This window comes from Enterococcus sp. DIV0802b, assembly GCF_050543535.1.
In the GTDB taxonomy this organism is placed as follows: Bacteria; Bacillota; Bacilli; order Lactobacillales; family Enterococcaceae; genus Enterococcus_D; species Enterococcus_D entomosocium.
Genome location: NZ_CP172941.1, coordinates 1,817,804 through 1,841,554, shown reverse-complemented (window position 1 = coordinate 1,841,554; position 23,751 = coordinate 1,817,804). Strand labels below are relative to the sequence as shown.

24 protein-coding genes are annotated in these 23,751 nt (G+C 40.8%); 19 read left to right on the top strand and 5 right to left on the bottom strand.

Features of this window, described 5'->3' with window-relative positions; translation table 11 throughout:
• Positions 1-116 precede the first annotated feature (116 nt).
• From IGJ12_RS08775 to IGJ12_RS08735, 9 genes are all read left to right on the top strand, one after another.
• Positions 117-1,304: a glycoside hydrolase family 88 protein gene (locus IGJ12_RS08775; protein ID WP_430618906.1), complete on the top strand. Its 1,188-nt coding sequence runs from the start codon at positions 117-119 to the stop codon at positions 1,302-1,304.
• A gap of 22 nt (positions 1,305-1,326) precedes the next feature.
• Positions 1,327-1,824 (top strand): PTS sugar transporter subunit IIB, encoded by a 498-nt coding sequence (locus IGJ12_RS08770; protein WP_128489501.1) that lies wholly within the window; start codon positions 1,327-1,329, stop codon positions 1,822-1,824.
• 11 nt (positions 1,825-1,835) lie between these two features.
• Positions 1,836-2,630 (top strand): PTS mannose/fructose/sorbose/N-acetylgalactosamine transporter subunit IIC, encoded by a 795-nt coding sequence (locus IGJ12_RS08765; protein WP_016611815.1) that lies wholly within the window; start codon positions 1,836-1,838, stop codon positions 2,628-2,630.
• Positions 2,620-3,432, top strand: a complete 813-nt coding sequence (locus IGJ12_RS08760; RefSeq protein WP_086292358.1) for a PTS system mannose/fructose/sorbose family transporter subunit IID — start codon at positions 2,620-2,622, stop codon at positions 3,430-3,432. Before IGJ12_RS08765 ends, IGJ12_RS08760 begins: the two co-directional genes overlap by 11 nt.
• A gap of 127 nt (positions 3,433-3,559) precedes the next feature.
• On the top strand, positions 3,560-6,877 hold the full coding sequence (locus IGJ12_RS08755; RefSeq protein WP_430618904.1) for a polysaccharide lyase family 8 super-sandwich domain-containing protein: 3,318 nt from the start codon (positions 3,560-3,562) through the stop codon (positions 6,875-6,877).
• A gap of 264 nt (positions 6,878-7,141) precedes the next feature.
• Positions 7,142-8,023 carry a LysR family transcriptional regulator gene (locus tag IGJ12_RS08750; protein WP_034878550.1) on the top strand — a complete coding sequence of 294 codons (882 nt, stop codon included), beginning with the start codon at positions 7,142-7,144 and terminating at the stop codon, positions 8,021-8,023.
• A gap of 164 nt (positions 8,024-8,187) precedes the next feature.
• Positions 8,188-8,754 carry a flavodoxin gene (locus tag IGJ12_RS08745; RefSeq protein WP_430618902.1) on the top strand — a complete coding sequence of 189 codons (567 nt, stop codon included), beginning with the start codon at positions 8,188-8,190 and terminating at the stop codon, positions 8,752-8,754.
• The gene (locus IGJ12_RS08740; RefSeq protein ID WP_430618901.1) at positions 8,723-9,067 is read left to right on the top strand and encodes a carboxymuconolactone decarboxylase family protein; all 345 of its coding nucleotides are present in this window, start codon (positions 8,723-8,725) and stop codon (positions 9,065-9,067) included. Before IGJ12_RS08745 ends, IGJ12_RS08740 begins: the two co-directional genes overlap by 32 nt.
• Entirely contained in the window at positions 9,068-9,487 is a 420-nt protein-coding gene (locus tag IGJ12_RS08735; RefSeq protein ID WP_008379994.1) for a cupin domain-containing protein, read from the top strand.
• 211 nt (positions 9,488-9,698) lie between these two features.
• Here the strand turns inward: IGJ12_RS08735 and IGJ12_RS08730 are convergent, their stop codons facing one another.
• The gene (locus IGJ12_RS08730) at positions 9,699-10,553 is read right to left on the bottom strand and encodes a LysR family transcriptional regulator (RefSeq protein ID WP_430618899.1); all 855 of its coding nucleotides are present in this window, start codon (positions 10,551-10,553) and stop codon (positions 9,699-9,701) included.
• 117 nt (positions 10,554-10,670) lie between these two features.
• On the opposite strand from IGJ12_RS08730, the gene IGJ12_RS08725 reads away from it, so the two are divergent.
• From IGJ12_RS08725 to IGJ12_RS08690, 8 genes are all read left to right on the top strand, one after another.
• Positions 10,671-11,585: an ACP S-malonyltransferase gene (locus tag IGJ12_RS08725; RefSeq protein WP_430618898.1), complete on the top strand. Its 915-nt coding sequence runs from the start codon at positions 10,671-10,673 to the stop codon at positions 11,583-11,585.
• Positions 11,586-11,590: 5 nt separating this feature from the next.
• Positions 11,591-13,237, top strand: a complete 1,647-nt coding sequence (gene mdcA / locus IGJ12_RS08720) for a malonate decarboxylase subunit alpha (protein ID WP_086372984.1) — start codon at positions 11,591-11,593, stop codon at positions 13,235-13,237.
• 25 nt (positions 13,238-13,262) lie between these two features.
• Positions 13,263-13,562: a malonate decarboxylase subunit delta gene (locus IGJ12_RS08715; RefSeq protein ID WP_005226050.1), complete on the top strand. Its 300-nt coding sequence runs from the start codon at positions 13,263-13,265 to the stop codon at positions 13,560-13,562.
• Positions 13,552-15,234, top strand: coding sequence for a biotin-independent malonate decarboxylase subunit beta (mdcD, locus tag IGJ12_RS08710; protein ID WP_430618896.1), 1,683 nt, complete (start codon positions 13,552-13,554; stop codon positions 15,232-15,234). The genes IGJ12_RS08715 and mdcD overlap by 11 nt, the downstream gene beginning before the upstream one ends.
• A gap of 3 nt (positions 15,235-15,237) precedes the next feature.
• Positions 15,238-15,831 (top strand): malonate decarboxylase holo-ACP synthase, encoded by a 594-nt coding sequence (locus tag IGJ12_RS08705; protein WP_430618894.1) that lies wholly within the window; start codon positions 15,238-15,240, stop codon positions 15,829-15,831.
• A gap of 24 nt (positions 15,832-15,855) precedes the next feature.
• On the top strand, positions 15,856-16,941 hold the full coding sequence (locus IGJ12_RS08700; protein WP_430618893.1) for an acyltransferase family protein: 1,086 nt from the start codon (positions 15,856-15,858) through the stop codon (positions 16,939-16,941).
• A gap of 12 nt (positions 16,942-16,953) precedes the next feature.
• A complete protein-coding gene (locus IGJ12_RS08695) occupies positions 16,954-17,811 on the top strand; it encodes a triphosphoribosyl-dephospho-CoA synthase (protein WP_142437573.1) in 858 nt (285 codons plus the stop codon).
• A 172-nt stretch (positions 17,812-17,983) separates the two neighbouring features.
• Complete coding sequence (locus IGJ12_RS08690; protein ID WP_008379977.1) at positions 17,984-19,027, top strand: AI-2E family transporter; 1,044 nt, start codon at positions 17,984-17,986, stop codon at positions 19,025-19,027.
• 71 nt (positions 19,028-19,098) lie between these two features.
• On the opposite strand, the gene IGJ12_RS08685 is transcribed toward IGJ12_RS08690, so the two are convergent.
• The 4 genes from IGJ12_RS08685 to IGJ12_RS08670 all read right to left on the bottom strand — a co-directional run bounded on the left by IGJ12_RS08685 (position 19,099) and on the right by IGJ12_RS08670 (position 21,992).
• On the bottom strand, positions 19,099-19,575 hold the full coding sequence (locus IGJ12_RS08685; RefSeq protein ID WP_430618890.1) for a GNAT family N-acetyltransferase: 477 nt from the start codon (positions 19,573-19,575) through the stop codon (positions 19,099-19,101).
• A gap of 177 nt (positions 19,576-19,752) precedes the next feature.
• Positions 19,753-19,977 (bottom strand): hypothetical protein, encoded by a 225-nt coding sequence (locus IGJ12_RS08680; protein WP_005226057.1) that lies wholly within the window; start codon positions 19,975-19,977, stop codon positions 19,753-19,755.
• A 159-nt stretch (positions 19,978-20,136) separates the two neighbouring features.
• A complete protein-coding gene (locus IGJ12_RS08675) occupies positions 20,137-21,102 on the bottom strand; it encodes a Gfo/Idh/MocA family protein (protein WP_430619578.1) in 966 nt (321 codons plus the stop codon).
• Complete coding sequence (locus IGJ12_RS08670; protein ID WP_016620120.1) at positions 21,099-21,992, bottom strand: MurR/RpiR family transcriptional regulator; 894 nt, start codon at positions 21,990-21,992, stop codon at positions 21,099-21,101. The genes IGJ12_RS08675 and IGJ12_RS08670 overlap by 4 nt, the downstream gene beginning before the upstream one ends.
• 204 nt (positions 21,993-22,196) lie before the next feature.
• On the opposite strand from IGJ12_RS08670, the gene IGJ12_RS08665 reads away from it, so the two are divergent.
• Together IGJ12_RS08665 and IGJ12_RS08660 are read left to right on the top strand one after the other, a co-directional pair.
• Entirely contained in the window at positions 22,197-23,222 is a 1,026-nt protein-coding gene (locus tag IGJ12_RS08665) for a Gfo/Idh/MocA family oxidoreductase (protein WP_005235906.1), read from the top strand.
• A 72-nt stretch (positions 23,223-23,294) separates the two neighbouring features.
• Positions 23,295-23,735 carry a heme-binding protein gene (locus IGJ12_RS08660; protein WP_430619587.1) on the top strand — a complete coding sequence of 147 codons (441 nt, stop codon included), beginning with the start codon at positions 23,295-23,297 and terminating at the stop codon, positions 23,733-23,735.
• Positions 23,736-23,751 lie beyond the last annotated feature (16 nt).

Here is a 23,751-nt window from a genome sequence, read left to right as displayed (position 1 = left end):
GCTTTTTTTATTCCATTAAAGCAAAAAACTTGAAAACGCTTGCATCAGAAGCGAGAATATTATATACTGCAACCAGATAACACGTTAACGCTATAAGTTGCGAATGGAGGAAAAACATGCTTTCTAAAAGAATTGAACCTTTAAAGGATAATTATCAAAAACTAGAAGTATTAGAATTAAGTACGAAAGAAATTGATCAAGCGATTAATCAGTGTTTACAGAAAATTGATCAAAATATGGCTATATTTGGAGAGAAATTTCCTGCACCTGCCACTAAAAACCAAAATTACCAAGTTATTGATAACACAGAATGGACGACGGCTTTTTGGACAGGCATTTTATGGCTCGCATATGATATTACCAGGGAAAATAAGTATAAGGATTTAGCAGAAAAGCATATGGAAAGCTTTTCCAGAAGATTGTCTCAAAATATAGAAATCAATCATCATGATCTAGGTTTTCTTTATACTCTTTCGTGTGTCAGTTGTTACAAAATCACAGGCAATTCCCAAGCTAGAGAAATTTCCATTAGCGCAGCTGACAAACTCGTTGAGCGATTTCAAAATAAAGGGAAATTTATACAAGCTTGGGGAGATTTGGATGACTCTAATGAATATCGTTTAATTGTTGACTGTCTCTTAAATCTACCATTATTGCATTGGTCATATGAGGAGACTGGTGACGATATCTATAAAGCTGTGGCAGAGAAACATTATGAGACCACCATTAAATATGCGATTCGAGAAAATGCTTCAGCATTTCATACTTATTATTTCGATCCCACAACAGGTCAGCCCCTATATGGTAAAACGAAGCAAGGATTCTCTGACGACTCCAGTTGGGCACGCGGTCAAAGTTGGTTGATTTATGGAATAGCATTAAATCAGCATTATTGTAGAAAGGAGGAAAATATAAAACTTTATGAAGCTGTAACAAATTACTTTTTAAATCGTTTGCCTAGTGATCTAATCTGTTTTTGGGATTTGATTTTTGAAGAGGGATCTGATCAACCTCGGGATACCTCTGCTAATGCAATAACCCTTTGTGGGATGAATGAAATGGAAAAATATCTAGCGGATAACCATCCTATGAAAAAAATGTATCACAACATCCAACAAGGTATGCTAAGAAACTTAATGAACCGTTACACAGAAAAAAAGGGCACAGGAGCTGTAGCGCTCATCAATGAAGGGGTCTATTCCTGGCATTCCGGAAAGGGTGTGAATGAAGGGAATATTTGGGGGGATTACTTCTATATGGAAGCACTGGTAAGACATAAAAAAAACTGGCAATTATTTTGGTAAAAAGACTAAAGGAGGGAATCAAATGGCGAAACCAAATATTAAAATGACACGAATTGATGAACGCTTGATACATGGTCAAGGTCAAATGTGGATCAAATCATTGGGTGTCAACTTATGTATCGTAGCTAACGATCAAGCCGCAAATGATCCATTTCAACAACAATTGATGAAAGCGGTGGCACAAAATGTGAGCATGCGCTTTTTCACGATTCAACAAACATGCGAAATCATTCATAAAGCCTCGCCTAAGCAAATGATTTTTATCGTTGTGGCAAATCCGCAGGATGCACTGGCACTTGTCAAAGGAGGTGTACCAATAGAACAAATCAATGTTGGGAATATTCACAATGCAGTAGGAAAAACGAAAATATCCAACTATATTTTTATCGGTGAAGAAGATAAAAGAGCGTTAAAAGAATTAAAGGATGCATTTCACATCAAGTTTGATACTCGTACCTCACCGATGGCTCCAGACGTTGATTCATTGAAACAACTCATGTCTCATCTTGAAAACGAATAGGAGAGAATAAAATGAATATATCAATTATGCAAGCTTTTTTACTGGCACTTATGGCAGGCGTTTGTTATTCGGGTCTATTGCTAGGCATTTTTACAAATCGTTGCATTGTCCTTTCCTTTTTTGTAGGGTTGATTCTTGGTGATGTTCAAACTGGATTAATGATGGGTGCCATTGGTGAACTTGCTTTTATGGGATTTGGCGTTGGCGCTGGGGGAACGGTCCCACCTAATCCTTTAGGTCCAGGAGTGGTGGGGACCATAATGGCGATAACTTTAAAAGATCAAGGGGTCACACCTGAAAGTGCCTTGGCATTATCTTATCCATTTGCAGTATTATTTCAAATTTGCCAGACACTCATTTATACAGTATGTGCTGGTTCATCCGAAGCTGCAAGAGTTGCGGTAGAAAATGGCCGTTTCAAACGCTTTAAATGGTTTGCACATACAACTTTCATTAGTTTTTTCTTTGTGGGATTCTTTATTGCATTACTTTCTGCTTTAAGTATGGAGCCTCTTAGAAAATTTGTCGAAATGATTCCGAATGAATTGGTTCAAGCACTGACTGTTGCTGGAGGCTTACTACCCGCAATCGGTTTTGCGATGATTCTATCGGTCATGGTTTCCAAAGACGTTATTCCTTACGTGATCTTAGGCTACATTTGTATTGCGTATTTAGATTTACCTGTTATGGCGATTGCATTAGTAGGAGCAGTATTTGCAATGATCGATTACTATAATCAAGAAAAAAGACAAGAACTTTCAATGACTTTCGCTCAACAAGGAGGAATCGAAGAAGATGGAATCTAAAGAACAAAAACTAACGAAAAACGATTATTTTATAGCAACTATGCGCTCATACTTCCTCCAAAATGGCTTCAACTATAACACGTATCAAGGAACGGGTTATGCAAATATTATTTTTCCGGGATTAAAAAAGATCTACAAAGATGATCAGGAAGCATTGAAAAAAGCCACTATTGATAACTTGGAATTTTATAATGTCAATCCTCAAACAGTCCCCTTTGTTACTAGCTTACAATTAGCAATGCTTGATCACGGGGAAGATGTATCAAAAATTAGAAGTATAAAAATGGCATTAATGGGTCCATTGGCAGGAATTGGGGATGCAATATCTCAATTTGGTGTAGCACCGTTATTTTCAACGATTTTTGCTAGCATGGCGATTGCGGGTATTACTGCTAGTCCAATCATGTTTTTAGTTTGTATGATTGGCTTTAATCTGTTTCTTAAGTGTCTTTTAGGCTGGCTGGGTTATCGAATGGGCACAAGTGCGATTGAAATGCTCAGCCAAAAAATCAACCAAATCTCTCGGGCAGCGAATATTGTAGGAGTCACAGTTATCTCTGGTTTAGCGGTGAGCTTCGTAAAAGCTGAAATGGCGATCGAGTACGCAACAACAATTGAAGGCGAACAACAAGTAGTAGCGCTCCAAACTGTTTTTGATCAAATTTTGCCTCGGCTCTTGCCTGGATTAGTTACGATTATGGTTTATTATCTAATTAAAAAGAAGAATTGGAATGTTTACAAGCTGCTCATTCTATTGTTTGTTTTGGGTATTTTAGGGTCGCTGTCAGGTATCCTTGGATGACTTTTCATGTAGTTATTAGACCATAGTTCTATCAATTTAATAGTTATTCGGTTTTTATTCAACTCAATGACAGTTTCTTTATGTATATGATGACAAGAAGCCTCCGCCTAATGCAGAAAGGAAAAATATGAAAATACTTGCTTTATTTCTGTTTCTGATCCATTTGCTTATACTACCAATCAATGTTCACAGCACAACGATTGAACATAATTTATTATTGAACGGGGACTTTTCACAACAATCTGAGAATACGAATGGGTGGCATGATTCAATTGGAGCAGATCACTGGCGCCTTTGGTTCCCTTCAGATATCCGTCCAAAAGTGAGAGTAACAGAAGAAAACAGCATTGAAATTTCTTCCAATCAAGTCAGTCGTGCAGCAGTTTTTCAAGAAGGTATACCTGTTCGTCCAAATACAGAATATCGCGCAATTGTCGAGGTGAAAGCAACAGATATTTCTAATGCACTTGGTGGAAGAATAAGGGTTCAGTACATGGAAAATGGAACTCAGATATCTCTTTACTCTAGTGAAGCTGTTTCAGGAACTTCGGGATGGGAAAGCCTTGCAGTTACTTTTACGACTGGAGCAGATACGGAACAAGTAAAATTGGAGCTTTTTTTTGATAATACCTCGGGATTAATTGAATACAGAAATGCACGTTTGTATGATCGCATATATGAAGAAATTCAAGAGATTATCATTTCTCAAGAAGAGCTGCATTTGCAAATTGGTGAACGCCAGTTAATCGAGCTGGAAACTTACCCCGAAGATTTCCCTCGGAAAAACCTATCTTTTTCTTCAAGTGATCCAAAGGTAGCTCAAGTAAATGAGCGGGGGTATGTTACTGGTGTAGCAACAGGGATTAGTGAGATCATTATTAGCGATAAAAATGAGACTATTAAAGTAAGTATCCCCATTTTTGTTACAAAAGATAGACATGATAATGTACATCTTACATTAGATCAAATGCATATCATACCTCTCTTCCAACCACTTGAAGAATTAGACGTTTTTGTGGAAAACCAAGATTTATTAGAGGTCTTTGATGGGATTATTCTGCCTAAAAGAGAGGGAACAACACGAATAAAAATAACCAATACAAGTGGTGAGCTGATCGTTCTCGTTGATGTATCTATTGATAAAGGTGACCACAACAAATTTGATGACATGAGAACAAAGTGGCACGAAATGATTCTGGGAGCTAACTATTTTAATTCTGATGATCCGTTAATGATTGATAAGCAAAGATCAATGGATAGAACAGCCAACCTATTATGGGAAACATTGAATAAAGATGAAGATAAGGAAGCTTTGTGGGAAGAACAATCTGAATTGACAGCATCAGCTAATTTAACAACTAGTTTTAGAAATTTAACGACTTTAGCTCTGTCAGCAACCAATCCTTATTCAGAATATTATCTCAACAGAAATTTATTAGAGGATGTCTTTTCGGGATTAGAATGGATGTACATTTATAAGTATAATCTCTCTGTCCAAACGTATGGAAACTGGTGGGATTGGGAAATTGGCGTTCCGCGAGCAATTAATGACTTAGTTACCACTTTACATCCTTTTTTATCACAAGAACAAATTGGCGATTTTTTAAGACCGATTGAACGTTTTTTGCCAGATGTCAATTATAATAGATATAGTGTAAATCCAGAACTTGCACTTGAAGCAACTGGAGCTAATCAAGTGGATAATACCCGAATAATACTAATTAAAAGCATCTTGGAAGAAAATGATTCTGGTGTTAGTGAAGCGATAAGCGCATTAGAAAAAGTTTATCCTTTTGTAACCGAGGGTGATGGCTTTTATACTGATGGTTCGTTTTTACAACATGACAACGTTCCTTATATTGGTTCATATGGAAATGTTCTTCTTGATGGTATCTCACAGATATTCACAATGACTCAGTCAACAGACTATTTTCCAGCTGATAGTATAGTTAGAGTGATAGATTTCTGGATTCAAGAATCAATCGTCCCGTTCATGTATAAAGGAAATATGATGGATATGGTCAGAGGAAGAGCTATCTCAAGGAGCCAAATGGAGAGCAATGTTGCTGGAGCTGAAATGACAAAAGCGATGATTCGTTTTGCGAGTATTCCAGAACTATCGAACAGCGAAAGATATTTTCATTTTGCTAAGCATTGGATAGAAGCAAATAGTGCGAATTTTGACTACTTAAATAGTTTATCAAGCTTTAGAGATATTGCACTAGCAAAAACAATATTATCTAATCCTGATATAGCCTCCGATAGTCCTTACACAACAAAACTTACAAATTTTGCGAATATGGATCGAATGACCTATTTTAATAAAGATTTTGATTTTAGTTTTGGGTTAAGTATGTCCTCTAGTAGAATCAAACGATACGAAACAATGAATAATGAAAACCTTCAAGGATGGCATACGGGCGATGGAATGCTTTATCTATATAATGATGATCTAAATCAATTTAATCAAGACTTTTGGGCGACAGTTGATCCCTATAGATTGCCAGGTATTACTGTGGATAAGCAAATTCGACTTGATCAAAGCGGTTATAGTGTAGCGGAAACAGACTTCGTGGGAGGTTCCACCGTTGATGATCGTTATGGTAGTTTTGTCATGGATTTTATCAATTATGAAAGAACGTTGACAGCTCAAAAGTCATGGTTCATCCTTGGTGACGAGCTTGTTGCTATCGGAAGTAATATAAACTTTCAAATTGACCGTATCATTGAAACAGTTATAGAGAATAGAAAGCTGAATGAGACGATTAATTACAGATTTTTTGTGAATAACGAACAGATTGATTTATCAAATGGACAACAAAACTTTTCTAATGTTGAAAGTGTTTATTTGGAGGCTTCTGATCCGCAACAATCTATCGGATATAAATTTATCAACCCTCAAGAATTAACTTTGATGATTGAAGAACGTAAGGATAGTTGGAATCGGATCAATGGATCAGGGAGCATTGACCCGATTACGAGAAGCTACTTTACAATGTGGAAAACGCATATCCATCAAGAAGATGAGTACAACTATGCTATCTATCCTAATAGGGACAGAACTGAATTCGAAAAAATTGAACCCGCTAAAATATTGCGCAATGATAAAAACATTCATGCAGTACAGTCAAATAATGTAATTGGTATTAATGTCTATAATGAAACCGAAGTCGAAATCCTTGATATGAAATTTCAAGCCCCGATGGCCCTTACACGAGTGGACAGCGATGAAACGATTATACTTTCACACTCAGATCCTACAATGAAGCGTGCTCAAAAGGATTTGATTCATCTAAAAGACGATGGTTATCGTATTAAAGAAGCAGATAGTAATATTTCAGCGAAAAAAATCACTTCTTTAGATGGTCTCGATTACTGGGAAATCGAAATCGATCCAACAGGTTCAAATGGTCAAAATAGCCAGATTCTATTTAACAAAAAGTAAAGAAAACCAAATAATAGCTTAACTTGATTGGCTATCATAATAGTGGGGCAAGTCTTTTTGTCCCTCTATTATTAATGTGCGAACAATTTTTCATGTCATTCCATAAAACGATCTTCTTAAAATTCTACAGTCTTCTCCGCTTTTTTAGCATGATTCGCTGAATTAGCGATTCTTTGTTATTATTAAAAATGAATAGACCAAGAAGTAGGATGATTCTTTTCATTGCTAAGAGTTAAAATGTTGCAAAAAAGAGGAGGCGATTTAGTGGAATTTCGTTTATTAAAATATTTCTTCACGATTGCAGAGGAAGGGACAATTTCTCAAGCTGCAGAAGTGCTCCACATCACCCAACCGACATTGAGCCGTCAATTAAAAGAATTAGAAGATGAATTAGGAACGGCTCTTTTCATTCGTGATAATCGTACAATGCTCTTAACGGAAGCAGGTCGTTTTTTAAAAAGCCGTGCCGAGGAGATATTGAGTCTAACGGATCAAACCATGCAAGAGTTTGAAGATCGTAAGAAACAGTTGTTTAGTGGTCATTTCACAATTGGCTGTGTGGAAGCAGATAATTCCGACACGCTTTCCTTGATGTTGGAAGAATTTATCAGTGACTATCCAGATGTCCGCTTTCATATTCACAGTGGCACAGGAGATGATATCAACGAGCGTTTAGAGAAAGGCTTATTGGATTTGGCGATTTTGATCGAACCCATCGAAATCGAGAAATACGAAAAAGTCGTTCTACCAAGAAAAGAAACTTGGGGCATGTTGACATCGGCTGATTCTTTTCTCGCCCATAAAGAAGAGATTACACCAGAGGATATCAAAGGGGTGCCATTGCTAGTGTCAAGGCGTCCGGAAGTGCAGCAAATGTTCAGTCAATGGTCAAAAATACCAATAGAAGAATTACCGATCGTTGGAACATATAACTTGATTTTCAATGTCTTTTCCTTAGTAGAAAACCATGTTGGTTCGGCGTTGACCATCAGCGGAGCTGTCGGAGAACGGAGGGATGAAACGATCAAATTTTTGCCTTTAGTCCCTCAAATCGAAACCAGCTGTGTCTTGGTGTGGAAAAGAAATCGTGTGATGTCGCCGGTTGTGACGGCGTTCATTGCCCGCTTTCGTGACGCTTTTGAATAATTGCATCCTAAAAGCCAAAAGAAGTGGAGTGATCCGCTTCTTTTTTCTTCCACCTCTTCCTATGCTTCGTAAGCATAGGGACTTTTTATAGAAAGCATTATTCAACGGCTCCGCTTTGCCTTACTATTAAATATACCAAGAAGAGAAACCAAGGAGGTGACAAAATGCCGGCAATACTTGTGTATTCACGAGCAGGGGAGAATCTTATTGAAGGGCAGCGAAAAAAGCTGATAGTGGGAAATACGCGGGTTCTAGCAGAGAAAATAGCAGAGAAATTACAATGCCCGCTTTATTCTCTTGAACCGACTTATCCTTACCCTGAAAGCTATCAAGCAATGGTCGAGCTAGCAAAAAAAGAAAAGGCGGCTAATGATTTCCCCCTCTATCAAGAGGTATCGACAGCGTTTTTTAAAGAACGGGTCTTGTTTATCGGTTTTCCCAATTGGTGGGGCACATACCCGATGATCCTAGCGAGTTTTTTAAAAGATCACCGATTGGAAGGGAAGATTATTTTTCCGTTTTGTACTCATGAAGGCTCAGGATTCGGCAATAGCATTGAAGACTTTAAAAAGACTTGTCCTGATGCAGTTGTTTATCCTGGATTAGCTGTTCGTGGTTCAAGAATAGAGAAAGCGGATACAGCTATTCGAAATTGGTTAAATCAGCATTTCATTAAAATAGATGAAGGAGTCGATCGATATGGTCAAGAAACAAACAGCAGGAAGAGATAACTTAGGCAACTTTGCGCCGAAATTCGCGCAACTGAATGATGATGTGTTATTTGGTGAAGTTTGGTCACGTGAGGCAGAATTGGCTCCTCATACGAGAAGTTTATTGACGATATCTGCCTTGATTTCCGGGGGCAATTTTGAACAGTTGACTGCCCATTTAACGATTGGCAAGGAAAACGGGATCACTGTAGAGGAAATTGCAGAAGTAATCACTCATCTGGCTTTCTATGTTGGCTGGCCCAAAGCTTGGTCTGCTTTTAACATCGCCAAAACGGTTTATCAAGAAGAGTCAGCAGAATTGGAGGAAAAATAAATGTCAAAAGCTGATGCAGCAAAAGAAGCAGGAATCTTTTTATTGGGCAACACAAATGATGCCTATGCGCAATATTTTAGCGGTCAGAGTTACTTGAATCCTTTAGTAGCTGATTCAGCGATTCCAGTCAACGTTGGCAATGTGACCTTTGAACCGGGTTGTCGCAACAATTGGCATCGGCATATCGATGGTGGGTATCAATTGTTGTTGGTGACTTCAGGAGAAGGCTGGTACCAAGAAGCAGGTAAGAAACCGCAAAAACTTACTGTTGGGGATGTCGTAGTCATCAAGGAAGGGGTCAAACATTGGCATGGGGCAGCAAAAAATAGTTGGTTTGCCCATGTCGCGATTACTGCTGGTGCTTCAGAATGGTTAGAAGCAGTCAGTGATGAAGAATACGATCAATTGCCTGACGCATAAGTGATGGTAAGGCAGCCGTACTTGAAGGCGTGTAACAAATCTTATGAGGTCTCACCTGACTGGCAGCCAATACTGTGGCTAGTCAAAAGAGATCGAAGAGATCAATGTGAATGAATGTACGGTCGATTCGATGATTCAACCGGGGTAAATAGGAAAGAAAAAAGAAGCGTCCGCTTGCACAACTAACGTGCGAATGGACGCTTCTTTTTGTTTAGCCAAGATAAAATTCAATCAACGTTTTTGCAATTAGTTTTGTCATGGGATGACCTTTAGTAAAGCTTGATGCTAAATAAATCGTCCTTGATAAGGGGAAATCTGCTAGTTCACGTAAAACGAAAGGCGCCTGATCTTCATAGCCCCAAGTAATTTTAGGAAAGAACGTGATTCCTAGTCCTTGATTGATAAGGGAGCGCAGCGTCGCTGGATCGTCCGTCGTTGAACCGATAGCCAAACTGATTTTTTTTGCTTCAAAAGCTTCGTCGATGGTTCTACGCAGCGGGCTGTTTTCAACCAGCATCAGCAAAGGCACGTGTTGGATATCGGCAACTTGCAAGTCTTTTTTTTCTGCCAAGGGATGCTTTTTGGGGATCGCCAGTAAGATGGGTTCCGTGAATATTGGCAGATTGGTCAAGCCGTTCTTTGGCTCAGAGGTAATGTAGAAGGCTTGTTCTTTGTTGGTCTCCTTACTGCCGTGCTGCTTGATCGAAAGTTGGATCTCAGGGTGCTTTTCAACGAATGTCGCCACCAAGTTGGGCAAGGAAACAGAAGCGACTTCAGAGTAAATCGTCACTGCAGGGACCATTTTTCCATTTAAGGCTTGGATCGCACTCATTCCTTCGTCGAAACGTGCTAACGTCTCAACGACATAGGGATAAAATTCTTCAGCATACATCGTCAACTCGATATGCCGACCGGCATGATAGAACAAAGGAACGCCTAGTTCACTTTCTAGGTGTTTCATGGCACGGCTCAAGGCAGGTTGTGAGATGTATAATTCTTGTGCAGATTGGGTAATATTTTTCGATTCGGCTACTTTTTTAAAGTAGCGTAAATGATCAAGGTTCATCAGATACTCCTCTTTCCATACCTTTTGGTTATGGATATTCACGAAACTGGTATTTTTTATTATAACAAACTTCCGTTATTATGACACAGGAAAGAGAAATTGTTTAGGAGGTGTTTCATGAGTACAGGTTTCTTATACCCAGGACAAGGCAGTCAGACCAGCAAGATGCTTGAGGACGTGCCTGCCAGTTATTTCCATCGGCTAGAACAGGCGACAGGCTTTGATTTACACCCTGTATCGGGGGATCTCAAACAAGATACCGTCTCTATTCAGTTGGCCCTTTTAGTAAAAGCGGCTTTTTACACGGACCAGATGAAAGCATCTGGTGTGCAACCTCAGCTTGTGGCGGGGCATTCGATTGGCGCTTTTTCCGCTGCGTTAGCTTGTGAAAGCTTAAGTTTCGAAAACGCCGCTAGCTTGGTCTATCATCGGGCGACACTGATGAAAGAAGCCTATCCGACTGATTATGCCATGGGGGTACTGGTTGGTGTAACGAGAAGTGAAGCAGAAGCGCTCGTGGCAAATACATTTGATCCTGCTGCTCCCGTCTATTTATCAAATGAAAATTGCCCCATGCAGCATACGATCTCTGGTCATATCAAAGGCTTGCGCAAGACGCTAGCTCAAGCGAAAGATTATCATGCGCAAACCGCCAAACTTTTAGCAGTGCCTGTCCCGTCCCATTGTGTGTTGATGGCAGAACCCGTGAAACGGTTTGCGCCATTTATGAACACGGTATTCCTTGATGTGCCTATCTGTCCCTACCTCAAAAATACGGATGGTCGGATGACCATGAACCCTGAAGAGATCCGTCGAGATTTGCTGCAAAATATTGCTTATCCGGTGCAGTGGAACAAGATCATGGATGTTGCCTACGAAGCAGGACTTGATTTGGCTCTTGAATTTCCTCCTGGCAATACCCTAACAAAACTGATCCAAGCAAAATTTGGTGAAAACAAAGCGATCCGTGTGATCAATTTGGATCAACATGGCATGGATGATGCTTTATTCCTATATCAAAAATGGAGATGAATACAATGAAAAAACCTGCAAGAAACTGGGCAAGTAAACGTGAAAAGAAAGCCCAAACCATGAAAAAAATCGAGCATCTTCTCGATGGGAAATATGTCCCAACGGAAGCAATCATTGAAGTCTTAGAACAGTTGATCCGTCCGGGAGACAAAGTGGTCCTTGAAGGCGACAATCAAAAACAAGCAAGCTTTCTATCAAAAAGCTTAGAACAAGTCGATGCTCAAAAAGTCAACAATTTGCATATGATCATGTCGAGTATCTCCCGTCCAGAACATTTGACGATATTTGAAAAAGGCATTGCAGCGAAAATCGATTTTTCTTATGCAGGAGCACAAAGTACGCGCGTTGCCCAAATGATTGAAGACAAAACCATGAAATTAGGGGACATTCATACGTATTTGGAATTATATGGTCGCTTATTTATCGACTTGATTCCGAATGTGGTCCTTGTGGCGGCGGACAAAGCCGATCGCCAAGGAAATCTTTATACAGGTTACAATACGGAAGAAACACCAACGATCGTCGAAGCAGCAGCCTTTAAAGATGGGATTGTGATCGTCCAAGTTAATGAAGTGGTCGATCGTTTGCCGCGGGTCGACATTCCCAGCGATTGGATCGATGTCGTCGTGGTAGCAGACCAACCGTATCAATTAGAAGCCCTCTTTACGAGAGATCCGCAAAACATTACAGAATTACAAATTTTGATGGCGATGATGGCATTAAAAGGAATCTATGCAGAACATGAAGTACAATCGTTGAATCATGGAATCGGTTTTAATACCGCTGCGATCGAGTTACTTTTACCAACCTATGGAGAAACCCTTGGAATCAAAGGAAAAGTAGCGAAAAACTGGGTCTTGAATCCTCATCCAACGATGATTCCAGCTATCGAATCTGGTTGGGTCGAAAGCATCCACAGTTTTGGTGGGGAAGTTGGTATGGAAAAATACATTGCCGCTCGTCCAGATGTATTCTTTGTCGGAAAAGACGGCACGATGCGCAGCAATCGAGCATTATCCCAAACTGCAGGTCAATATGCCATCGATATGTTTATCGGTTCGACCTTACAACTGGATTATCAAGGAAACTCTTCTACAGTGACGAAAGGCCGCTTATCTGGATTTGGTGGTGCACCAAATATGGGGCATAATCCGGGGGGCCGTCGGCATTCGACTCCAGCTTGGCAATCCTTGCGGGATGAAACAGATCCTTTAGCAAAAGGACAAAAATTAGTCGTTCAAATGGTTGAAACGTATGGTTCCAATAAAAAACCTGTTTTTGTAGAAACGTTAGATGCGTTGGCTGTCCAAAAGCAAGCTGGTTTAGCCAATGCCCCAATTATGATCTATAGCGAAGATACGACGCATATCGTGACAGAAGAAGGCATCGCTTATCTTTATAAAGCAAACTCAAAAGAGGAAAAACAAGCAGCAATCGCAGCCATCGGTGGTGTAACCCCACTAGGAATGACCAGCACAAAAGCTTCTCTGGATGCCTTGCGCAAAGCAGGAATCGTGAAATTACCAGAAGACTTAGGGATCAAACGCAGTGATGCCAAACGATCATTGCTAGCAGCTCAAACCGTTGATGATTTGATCGAATGGTCCGATGGGTTGTATGAACCGCCAATGAAATTCAGAACGTGGTCTTAATAAGAGCAAGAGGAGAGAAGAAGAGATGGAAAAATTAGCTTATACGTATCAAACAACGAAACCAGTCACCAAAAAAGTCCATGTTGGCGTGGTGGGTTCTGGTGACTTGGAAATTCTGCTTTTTCCAACAGACAAACAAGAAACCACCGTTTCAGTGTGTACAGGAAGTGACGGCTTTGGCGATGTGTGGCAAAATGTCTTGACGCGTTTTTTTGAGCGCTATCCAATCAGTGCGCAAATCGTGATCAACGACTTTGGCGCCACTCCCGGTGTGGTTTACCTACGATTAACCCAAGCAATGGAGGAACTAGCAGATGAAGAATAGTTTTGTAGAATTAAACGCCAGAGAACGGGTGCACGCCTTATTGGATGCCAAGAGCGGTCGTGAATTGATCGATCCATTCGACCAAATGATCGCACCCAATCTGGTGGCTCAAGACATCGTGCCACAAAGCGATGATGGGATCGTTGTGTGTCGTGGAACGATGTCTGGAGAAAACGTGGTCGTGATCGCTATGGAAGGGAAATTCCAAGGTGGCGGTATCGGTGAAGTTTCTGGTGCAAAAATCATCGCTGCATTGACGCATGTGTTGGAAGAAAACCAAAAGGGCAATCCGATCACACCGATCATCATCCTCGATACTGGTGGGGTACGCCTCCAAGAAGCGAATTACGGCTTATTGTCGATCGCAGAAATCGGCAATTTGATCGTTGCAATAAAATCGTATGTGCCAGTGATTGGCTTAGTGCCAGGTCGGGTGGGTTCTTTTGGCGGTATGTCGATTACCTCAGCACTTATGAGTTACTTGATAGCGACGAAGAAAGCCCGTATCGGTTTGAACGGTCCTGAAGTCATCGAACAAGAAGCTGGCGTGAGAGAATTTGATTCCAGTGATAAAGATTTGATTTGGAATACCATTGGCGCCAAACAACGTTTGGCAGCACAAATGATCGATGAACTAGTGACTGACAGTGTCGAATCGATCCAAGAAGCTGTGATTGCGGCGATGGTTAAAAAGAAAGACAGTCATCGCAGCGAAAAAAGTGGTTTTTATCTTTCTCTTTTAAACGAACTTGATCTATCAAAGCCGCTGACTATCGAGGCATACAATAAGGCTCTTGCAGCGCATAAAGCAACTGAAGTGGCACCTATTACTGTAACAGAAGGCAAAGAAGCTGCTGCTGACAGTATCGGTTATCACTGGTTTTCAGCATTGACGAATCTGCAATTCCCAACCTCAACTAGTGCAACTGTCTATGCAGCTGCATCTGACCTTTTTACTGAAGAAGTCGTTGTTACAGCGATCGTGCCAAACCCAACTAATCCGATGTATCGGGTACGCAAGGGAGAAGTTGGTTTAGTCGAAGGGTATGAGATGGGCCACCTGTTAGAAACTGTTTATCAAGAAGACAAAGAGAAAGCAGTCAAACGGCCAATCATTGCGGTCATCGATGTCCCTAGCCAAGCGTATGGCTACAATGAAGAATTGATTGGTATTCATGCAGCTTTAGCAAACAGTGCGGCAGCTTATGCCAAACTACGCCAAGCGGGTCATCCAGTGATCGGTTTTATCGCTGGTAATGCGATCTCTGGGGCTTTCTTAGCGCATGGCTTGCAATCAAGTCGTCTGATCGCACTAAATAGTGAAAAAATCACTGTTCAGGCAATGTCAAAAGAAAGTGCAAGTCGGGTCACCAAACGGTCGATTGCCGCGATTGAAGCCGCTGCGGAAAAAGTACCAAGTATTGCTTATGATATCAAAAATTATACGAAACTTGGGGCAATCTTCACTTTCTTATCCTCCATTACGGATCAGTCTGTCACCTCTGAAAGCAAAGCGACTGTAATTGAAGCGATCAATGAGGCGATTGATGATGTGCGTAAAACGAATGACACGATGTTGACCAGTCGCTACACCAATCCGATCGCTAAAAAGAGCGGCCGGCTGGAAACGAATAACGTATTTGAAAAAATGAATGCAGAATGGAATGAGTAACGAATGAACCGTGCCCACGATATCGTTCAATTAGATAAAGAAGTTCTTGATATGTTTGATATTCCGAAATGGTTTTCTGAAAAAGAACAGCTTTTTGCGACCGTCCGTCGTGGGAAACCCAGCAACCCTAGCTATTTACCCGTGGGGTTGCGCGGGGAAAAGCGGCAAGAACGGTTTGCCTTTGAGGCACCCTGTAACATGATCAAACGAACGATCCATCCTTGGGAATTGACCAGTCGTGAGAGCTTCCGATTCAATGAAGTAGCCAATTATCCAGTTTACCGCAGCTATCAAAAAGCACGGCTTTTATTGAAGTACTATTCTTGGGGAATTGGTGGCAGTTTGGGTTTTGAATTAGCTGCAAAACAGGCAGCAATCAAGCCGACAAGTGATTTAGATCTGTTGCTTTATGCCGACACGAAAGAAAAGCTGCCATTGGAACTATTGGAAAAGCAGGCAGCCTTTTTTCAACAGATCGATGTTCAAGTTATCACAAAACAAGGCGGGTTTGCCTTAAAGGAGTATTTGGAACATCCATCAAAAAAAATCTTAGTAAAAACAGACGAAGGGCCAAAACTCACCACTGAGATTTGGTAATTATTAGAAAAGTGAGCGAAAAACATGTTTGAGAACAACGATTTAAAAATCAACATCAGTGATTTCCAAAAAGTATTTGCCGTGACAGCAGTAATGATGCAAACGATTTTGACTTTTGCCTTATCCAATACCCAAGATGAAAAGACTGCAGCATTCATCGGTACCTTTTATGTCTTGGTGAAATTTACCGCACCCCTGTTTATTTTTGCTATTGTTTATAACATGGTTAAGACAAGTCAACATCTGTCTTATCTAGAATTTTTGAAAGAAAAGTTTTTTGAACTTGTCGTGCCATACGTGCTTTGGACGACGGCTTATTTATGGCTCTTTCCCACTGTCCAACAAGGAAAACCTTATACTGATACAGCAACGTTTTTACTGAAATATGTGACGGGGGATGCGGCGCCACACTTGTGGTATACGATCATGATGCTGCAGATCCAATTGTTGATGCCGTTTTTTGTCTGGTTAGGCTACAAAGTGTTGACGAAGAAAAAAGCTGTTTGGCCAGTATTGATCGTCGCAACTGCTTTGTATGTCGCTTGGTATGTGTTTTATGATCGCCAAGTTTTTGAAGGACCGCATCATGAAAGCTGGTATTTATTGGATCGGTTTGTCTTTAGCTTTGTGATCTATGGGATCTATGGCGAAGCCGCTTTGATTTATCACGAAACCGTCTATCGCTTCCTATACAAGATTCGCTATGCTTTCTTGCCAGTGGGTTTAGCATTGGGGCTATTATCTGCCAATCATCTGCTACATTATGCAGGTGATCTAAGTTTCGCTCATGCACCGTATTTAAATACATTGCAAAGCTTATATAGCTTAGTATTGATTTTTGCAGTCTTTATGTTTGGGTCAACTATGATCAAGAACAATGCCCCTCAGTTAGGGACATTTAAGTGGCTATCTACTTATGCGTATCGAACCTATCTTGCCAATGTTTTTGTCTTTCAAGTTTTGTTGCTATGCTTCAAAGATTTGTTGCTGCAACTGCCAATGGGCATCATGATCATCGTCGCTTATTTGGCAACTGCCAGCTGTGGTTTTTTAACAAGCTATGTTTTGCATGTTTTATGGGTAACGATCAAAGGTCAAATCAAAAAATAGAGGAGGAGTTGGATGTTTGCATTTGCTGTAGAAGAAAATTGTCGACGACTCGCCCAATTGGTAGAAGAAGCCTTGATTGCAGAAGTGACATTGTCCCCAAAACCTGGGTTAGTGGATGCCATTGATTCAGGTGCCCATCACGATATGGATCAAGCACTCTTTCTGCGATCAGCTCGAGCATTGACGCCATACTTTGAAGAAATGGCCTTGGTGTCTTGGGGAAGCAGCATGTCTCAAGAGTTGCGGGAAGCAATCGCTGCAATCGGTCGGAAGGCAGAACAGGCGATGTTGGCAGCCACTGGTGGCATCAACACTCATAAAGGAGCCATTTGGGCATTAGGCTTGCTCATCAGCGCCGTCAGTAGCCAACTTAGTCGCAAACAGCGGATTTTTTTGCCAGAAGTCTTTTCTGACATCCAGCTTCTCACTGCATTTCCTGATCGTGCGCTGACTCAACAAACGGAAAGTCATGGCAAAACTGTTCAAGCCAAATATGGACATCTCGGTGCGTATGGGGAAGCTGCTGCTGGGTTCCCCCATGTTCAAATCGCTCTAGCGGATTATTTTTCTCGGGATTGTTCCAATGAGACTGAAAAAAGGCTCCACATGCTGTTGGCGATCATCGCTACACTGGACGATACGTGTATTTTATACCGCAGCAATCAAGAGGTACTGGCACTGGTTCAGCAACTCGCACAAAAAGCCAATCAGCAAGCGTTGCCGAACCCAGCATTTCATGCACTAGCAGCCTTCTGCCAGTCAGAAAATGTGTCTCCAGGCGGCAGTGCTGATCTGTTGGCTGCCAGCTTCTTTTTATTGTCCATCAACTCGGTTTTACCCGTAAACGAAGGAAAGACCGTTTACCAATAACTCTTTTCCTTAGAAGAAAGCCAACGATTCTTCTAAGGATTTTTTGTTTCATTTTTTCGCTCGATTAAGAAAAATAAAATCTCTTGCTATTTGCATAGTTTAATGATTAGATAATTCTTAGGCACTACTGAAATGCTTCGTTGCTCCATTGCAACGAATAAAGGAGTTACAGATGAAATACTATAATGCTTTTCTTCAAAATCTTGTGTTGCGGCGCTGGACGGTCCTGTTTATGCTTGCGGGCATTCTTTTTTTGTTTCGCAGTATGATGACCATTCTTTTGCTGACCTTTATCTTTACGTATCTGATTTATCGGCTGGTTCTTTTGCTCCATCGAAAAAGTCATCTGCCCATTAAGCTTACGAGCATCCTGACTTACAGCTTGATTGTTTTTATTCTTTATTTAGTAGCAACAAATTATGTACCAATCATCATCAAACAATCCGTCCAATTAGTCAATTCCGTTGCGGATTTCTACCAACGGACAGACTCCAATAATGAATTGATCGAATATGTCTTGAATTTATTGCAAACCAGTGAATATATTCAGAAATTACAAAGCGGCGTTCTAGTCGTGATCAATTATCTGTATAATTTCGGTGAGTTGGCATTGACGGTGCTGATCTCATTTCTGCTTAGTTTCTTCTTTATGATCGATAACAAAAAGACCGTTGCGTTTTCTCGGCTATTTTTGCAAGGGCGAGGGGCGTGGTTCTTTGAAGATGTTTACTATTTAGGAGCTAAGTTTACGCGTGCTTTCGGAAATGTGATTGAGACGCAGTTGGTGATCGCCTTAGTTAATACAGCAATCACTGTCTTCGCCTTAGCGGTGATGGGCTTTCCGCAGCTGTTGAGTTTGGCGTTGATGATTTTCTTTCTCAGCTTGATTCCTGTTGCTGGTGTGATCATCTCGTGTATTCCATTGACGTTTATTGCGTATTCTATCGGCGGATTTAATGACGTGATCTACATTCTATTGATCATAGTGTTTGTTCATGCGTTGGAATCCTATATCTTAAATCCCCGCTTGATGGCCAATAAAACAGAGATCCCGATGTTTTACACGTTTATTCTCCTGTATCTTAGCGAACATCTCTTTGGCTTGTGGGGCTTGATCATCGGGATCCCATTGTTCACCTTCTTTTTAGATTTAATGAATGTGAAAGAGATTCCGCGATTGCGTAAAAAAACCGATGACACCTTGCAGGACCAATAAAAATGATTGCTGTAAAGGATGGCAATTGATAGAAAAAACCATCTCTGCCGATGAAAGGCGAGATGGCTTTTTTATTTCGCAGCAATTTTTTTCGTAAAGGAGACAAAGCAGATTGCTGAAGAGGGGCTTTGAAACCTGCCTGTTGGGGAATACCCCAAAGAATGATAAAAGTGAACCAGCTTGGGTTCTTGCAGGATCGTATTCAAACGAATCGTATCTGTTTGTACGTTCCTTTCAATCAAGATCATTGCTTGTCTACCAATCCCGCGGTTCTCGTAGGAGGGAAGAAGGGCGATGGAAGATAGCTTCGTCGTATGTTCCTGCTCAACCGTCAGTTTTAGGAAGCCAACGGTTTTCTGAGCGGTCATGATTAAATAATAAGTGGTGTTCGACGCAGAAAACTTTGTGTTTAGCTTCTCGAAACTTTGTAAATAGGGAGAAGTTTCTTTGTCTTGATAACGGAGAAAGAGGGATTTGAAGGCCGCTTTTTGTATCAAGTAGATTGAGAGCAGATCGGAAAGCTTCGCTTCTTTAAGCTGAATAAGCATGCACACCTCCATAAAAAATCAGACATCATTTATTGAAAGACATTGATTCGGCTTAGCAGATCCTGATGGAAAAGCCATCGATTAGCAGTCTTTCATTGGCTCGTTTCTGTTTTGATCCTTCCCTCAACCACAGGTTCACAAACGAAGAGATCCGCAGGGGTTCGTGCCGTCGGTGTTTTATTGAAAAAGATCATTTATCGATGTAACCAAGTCGTCATAGGTTTGACCGGTAGCGATTGCATAAACGGAAAGCAAAAAGACGAGGGCTGCTGCCAGCACGTAAAAAATACGGAGGCGATAGCCGTCACCTGTCCGGCGATTTTTTACAAAAGTAAAAACCGTCACAGCTAGATAAGCGAAGGTCAATAAACAAATAAGATACGTAATAATTTCTGGAGTCATAAGCGTTTTCCTTTCTTTTTTTATTTGTATAAAAATATACTCAATAAATATAATATAACCATTTCGATACCGTCAAAGAAAGCGCTCAATTTTTGACACATAAAAACTGACCGAATGGTAGCCACTGGTCAGTTCTATTCAAAAACGATGGGTATGATCTTAATTGTCTTTTTTTTCCGCATCTAGCAAGCTTCTTAGTTCATCAGCTAAAGCGATACAGGCAATACTATCTGTTAAAGACATCAAGGGATTTTCGAGTTGTCCTTGTGCAAGAGCGGTGTGAACTGCTTGAATCTCTGAATGGAAATCATCGATCTCGTACCCAATATCATAGACCGTGTCTTCTTGGTCAATCGTCACGGTAAAAGAAGCGGGGCGATGGAAGTTGGGGATCGTGATTTTCCCTTTTGTTCCTTGTAATTCCGCCACCGTCTCTTTTGTTTGGTCAAATCCGGTCTCAATCACTGCAACAAAGTCTTCACTGACAAAGCGTGCTTCAACGTAGGTATCGACCCCAGTTTCATACAGGCTGTAATCGATCAATTCGGCAGTTAAGTTTTCTGGTGAAAAATCTTGGATAAAGGCTAAGTTATAGATCCCCATATCCAGTAAAGCACCCCCTTGTTTTGGCAGATAATGATAAGTACTGCCTTCGACTGGTAAATGGCGGCGAAAAGTAGTCGTGACACTTGTTAGCTCACCGATATGACCACCATCCACAAGTTCTTTTAGTTTGCGATACGCTGGGGTGAAGCGTGGCTTCATGGCTTCCATAAAGAAGACTTCGTGTGCTTGGGCTTGTTTTTGTACATCGCGCATTTCTTGTGCAGTCAAGGTTGCTGGTTTTTCACATAAAACAGCTTTTTTTGCTTGAAAGGCTTTGATGATCCATTCATAGTGATACAAATGCGGCAAAGCAATATAAACGATATCGATAGCTGGATCATCTAATAGGTTTTGGTAGTTATCAAAGACGGCATCACACGGAAATTTTGCTTGAAACGCTTGCGCTTTTTCCATCGTACGACAAGCAACCCCATAAAGCTGGGCATCTTGAAAATTTTCTAAACTTGCAGCAAAGCGATTGGCGATATTTCCGGCACCAATAATTCCCCAATTGATCATTTCATTTCCCTCTTTTCTTCAGTTGACGGGTATTCTGAGAGAATCCCTGATTCCAAAACAGATTGTTTTTTTCTTAACTCGACAATATTTTTTTGATATTCTTTGGCATACAGCAAGGCAAACAGTGAATCTAAAATATACTCAAAGGCGACCTGTGAAGAAAAGGTACCGACTTTGAGAAAATCACGTTCATCATGAGAAGCGATGATCGCATGGGTCGCTAATGGGATGATTTTCGCATGGGCGTTGCCAGAGATTACGATCACTGGTACCCCAACATCACGAAAGTGTTGCATGATTTTTTCGTATTGTGTATTTTTCCCACGATAGGTAATAAACACGGCACAATCATTTTGCGTGACGTTCGATGCATTCCACGCATCATCCCCATATTCATCCGCAATGATCAGATACTTATTGATTTTGACCAACTTATTTTGAAAACTTCTTGCCCGGATCTGAGAATCACCGCGAGCAAATAAGAAAATCCGCTGTGCAGCTTCCAACGATTGCACCACTGCTTCCATCGTTTCTGGGGCAACCTGAGCATGGGTTTTGTGGATCGAGTTGATCGTTAGATCGGCCATTTTTTTCAAAATATCAGGTGTTTGATCCTTGGGCGAAAAGGGGAAATTCGCGTCAACAAAGGTTGGATTGAACATCTGATTATGGGCAATTTCAGCCAGACCTAAGCGAAAACTTTTAAATCCTTCATAACCCATCTTTTTGGCTAGACGAATGACGGAGGAGTGGGATGTGTACGTATGCTTGGCGATGACTTCAATCGTCAACGAAGGCACATCATTGATATTTTGCAAAATATAATCGGCAATCCGTTTCTCCGTATTGGTCAATCCTTCTTGAAGCCGTAATTTATCTCCTAATAACATCAAACCACCTCTTTCTAATCATAGCCTAGGACAAAGAAAACCAAAAGCAAAAACTGCGCCTTATTGGCAATTTGGTAAAAATGTTCAGAACCACTCAGCAGTTTGCGAAAAAGTCTGGTCAAAAGAACCTGTTTTTGGCAAAAGACTTCCCATTTCGAAGGATTTCATCAATAATCAAGCTATCAATTCATAGGAGGCGTTACAATGTTAACTATCGCATATCTCGGAAACGGAAAAAGCACCAATCGCTACCATCTGCCTTTTTCAACCAAGCTACAGGATAAGATCAAAGTAAAGACGATCTATTCTCCAAGCGGCAAGCTGACCTGGCCAACACTGGAAGACGTTCATTACACCTCTAACTTAGAGGATATTTACCGTGATCCTGAAATTCAATTAGTTGTGGTCACGACCCCTAGTCATTTGCATTATAAATTAGGCAAGGATGTCTTGCTCCATGGGAAAAATGTCTTGATCGAAAAACCTTTTACGGAAACTTCGGCACAAGCAAAGGAATTGTTCGCACTGGCGCAGGAGAAAGGCTTGTTTGTGCAATGCTATCAAAATCGCCGCTTTGATTCCGATTTTTTGACCACGCAAAAAGTGATCGAAAGCGGCGTGCTCGGAGATCTCTTAGAAGTAGAGATGCATTATGATTATTTTCGCCCAGAGATTCCACGGTCAGTGACCGAATTTTCACTGAATACTAGCTACTTGTATGGACACGCTTGTCATACACTGGATCAAGTGATCTCCTATTTTGGGCAACCAGACGATGTCCATTATGAGGTTCGGCAATTGCTTGGAAAAAATCGCATGAATGATTACTTCGATTTGGATCTGTTTTATGGTCGAATGAAAGTCTCAGTCAAATCTAGTTACTTCCGATTAAAAGAACGGCCTAGTTTCGTCGTTTATGGTGAAAACGGCGTTTTTGTTAAACAAACGAAGGATCGACAAGAAGAGCATCTAAAACAGTTTTATCTCCCGGATCATGCCGATTTTGGGATCGATTTACCGGAACACTATGGCACACTAACTTATATGGATGCTAACGGTGACTACCATGAAGAAAAAGTCATCTCTGAAATTGGTGATTATAGCCGTGTGTACGAGGGCGTCTATGAAACGATCATCAATGGCAAAGAGAAAATCGTGAAAGACGAAGAAACGATTTTACAAATCGAAATGCTAGAAACAGGCATCAATCAAATGATCACTGAGTCATAAGGCAGAGTGATTACGAGGCTTTTGACAAACAAAGCGCCTGAAGGCATCAACTGACTCATCGTAAAGGAGTAGATACGAATCGAATCTTCAGAAATCCTGCAAGAAGAACAGCAGCTGCAGTTTGCTCATTTTGACAATGAGCTCGCATTGCGATTGGTAATTGCCATTGATCAGTACGTTAAAAGGAACTATCCGAAGCCTGTAGGGATCAAAGTTGTTCATCATGGCTTGCCGATCATTCGATTTTTAATGGCAGGGCGAAAAGAAAGCCCTTGGCTTGAAAGAAAAGAACGAACGGTACTAGAAAGCGGGCATAGTTCACTATACGTCTATGCGCAAAAAGATAGAGATATACAATTTGCTAAATGGGCACAAGACGAACATTATGCAGTTTGTGGTGGTGGTTTTCCAATTATCGAAGATAGAGAAGTCACTGGTGCTATCTGTGTGTCAGGTTTGGCCCATTTAGAGGATCATAAAGTGATCACCGAGGTATTGAAACAAATGATCTAAGAAGATAGAAAAGGGG

What these genes read in the sequence shown, in the direction of transcription:
- IGJ12_RS08745 (WP_430618902.1), top strand. Translation starts at nt 8,188, where the DNA reads ATGCCGGCAATACTTGTGTATTCACGAGCAGGGGAGAATCTTATTGAA.
- IGJ12_RS08665 (WP_005235906.1), top strand. Translation starts at nt 22,197, where the DNA reads ATGTTAACTATCGCATATCTCGGAAACGGAAAAAGCACCAATCGCTAC.
- IGJ12_RS08765 (WP_016611815.1), top strand. Translation starts at nt 1,836, where the DNA reads ATGAATATATCAATTATGCAAGCTTTTTTACTGGCACTTATGGCAGGC.
- IGJ12_RS08695 (WP_142437573.1), top strand. Translation starts at nt 16,954, where the DNA reads ATGTTTGCATTTGCTGTAGAAGAAAATTGTCGACGACTCGCCCAATTG.
- IGJ12_RS08685 (WP_430618890.1), bottom strand. Translation starts at nt 19,575, where the DNA reads ATGCTTATTCAGCTTAAAGAAGCGAAGCTTTCCGATCTGCTCTCAATC.
- mdcD (WP_430618896.1), top strand. Translation starts at nt 13,552, where the DNA reads ATGAAGAATAGTTTTGTAGAATTAAACGCCAGAGAACGGGTGCACGCC.
- IGJ12_RS08680 (WP_005226057.1), bottom strand. Translation starts at nt 19,977, where the DNA reads ATGACTCCAGAAATTATTACGTATCTTATTTGTTTATTGACCTTCGCT.
- IGJ12_RS08760 (WP_086292358.1), top strand. Translation starts at nt 2,620, where the DNA reads ATGGAATCTAAAGAACAAAAACTAACGAAAAACGATTATTTTATAGCA.
- IGJ12_RS08705 (WP_430618894.1), top strand. Translation starts at nt 15,238, where the DNA reads ATGAACCGTGCCCACGATATCGTTCAATTAGATAAAGAAGTTCTTGAT.
- IGJ12_RS08735 (WP_008379994.1), top strand. Translation starts at nt 9,068, where the DNA reads ATGTCAAAAGCTGATGCAGCAAAAGAAGCAGGAATCTTTTTATTGGGC.
- IGJ12_RS08730 (WP_430618899.1), bottom strand. Translation starts at nt 10,553, where the DNA reads ATGAACCTTGATCATTTACGCTACTTTAAAAAAGTAGCCGAATCGAAA.
- IGJ12_RS08775 (WP_430618906.1), top strand. Translation starts at nt 117, where the DNA reads ATGCTTTCTAAAAGAATTGAACCTTTAAAGGATAATTATCAAAAACTA.
- IGJ12_RS08770 (WP_128489501.1), top strand. Translation starts at nt 1,327, where the DNA reads ATGGCGAAACCAAATATTAAAATGACACGAATTGATGAACGCTTGATA.
- IGJ12_RS08690 (WP_008379977.1), top strand. Translation starts at nt 17,984, where the DNA reads ATGAAATACTATAATGCTTTTCTTCAAAATCTTGTGTTGCGGCGCTGG.
- IGJ12_RS08700 (WP_430618893.1), top strand. Translation starts at nt 15,856, where the DNA reads ATGTTTGAGAACAACGATTTAAAAATCAACATCAGTGATTTCCAAAAA.
- IGJ12_RS08715 (WP_005226050.1), top strand. Translation starts at nt 13,263, where the DNA reads ATGGAAAAATTAGCTTATACGTATCAAACAACGAAACCAGTCACCAAA.
- IGJ12_RS08740 (WP_430618901.1), top strand. Translation starts at nt 8,723, where the DNA reads ATGGTCAAGAAACAAACAGCAGGAAGAGATAACTTAGGCAACTTTGCG.
- IGJ12_RS08755 (WP_430618904.1), top strand. Translation starts at nt 3,560, where the DNA reads ATGAAAATACTTGCTTTATTTCTGTTTCTGATCCATTTGCTTATACTA.
- IGJ12_RS08670 (WP_016620120.1), bottom strand. Translation starts at nt 21,992, where the DNA reads ATGTTATTAGGAGATAAATTACGGCTTCAAGAAGGATTGACCAATACG.
- IGJ12_RS08725 (WP_430618898.1), top strand. Translation starts at nt 10,671, where the DNA reads ATGAGTACAGGTTTCTTATACCCAGGACAAGGCAGTCAGACCAGCAAG.
- mdcA (WP_086372984.1), top strand. Translation starts at nt 11,591, where the DNA reads ATGAAAAAACCTGCAAGAAACTGGGCAAGTAAACGTGAAAAGAAAGCC.
- IGJ12_RS08675 (WP_430619578.1), bottom strand. Translation starts at nt 21,102, where the DNA reads ATGATCAATTGGGGAATTATTGGTGCCGGAAATATCGCCAATCGCTTT.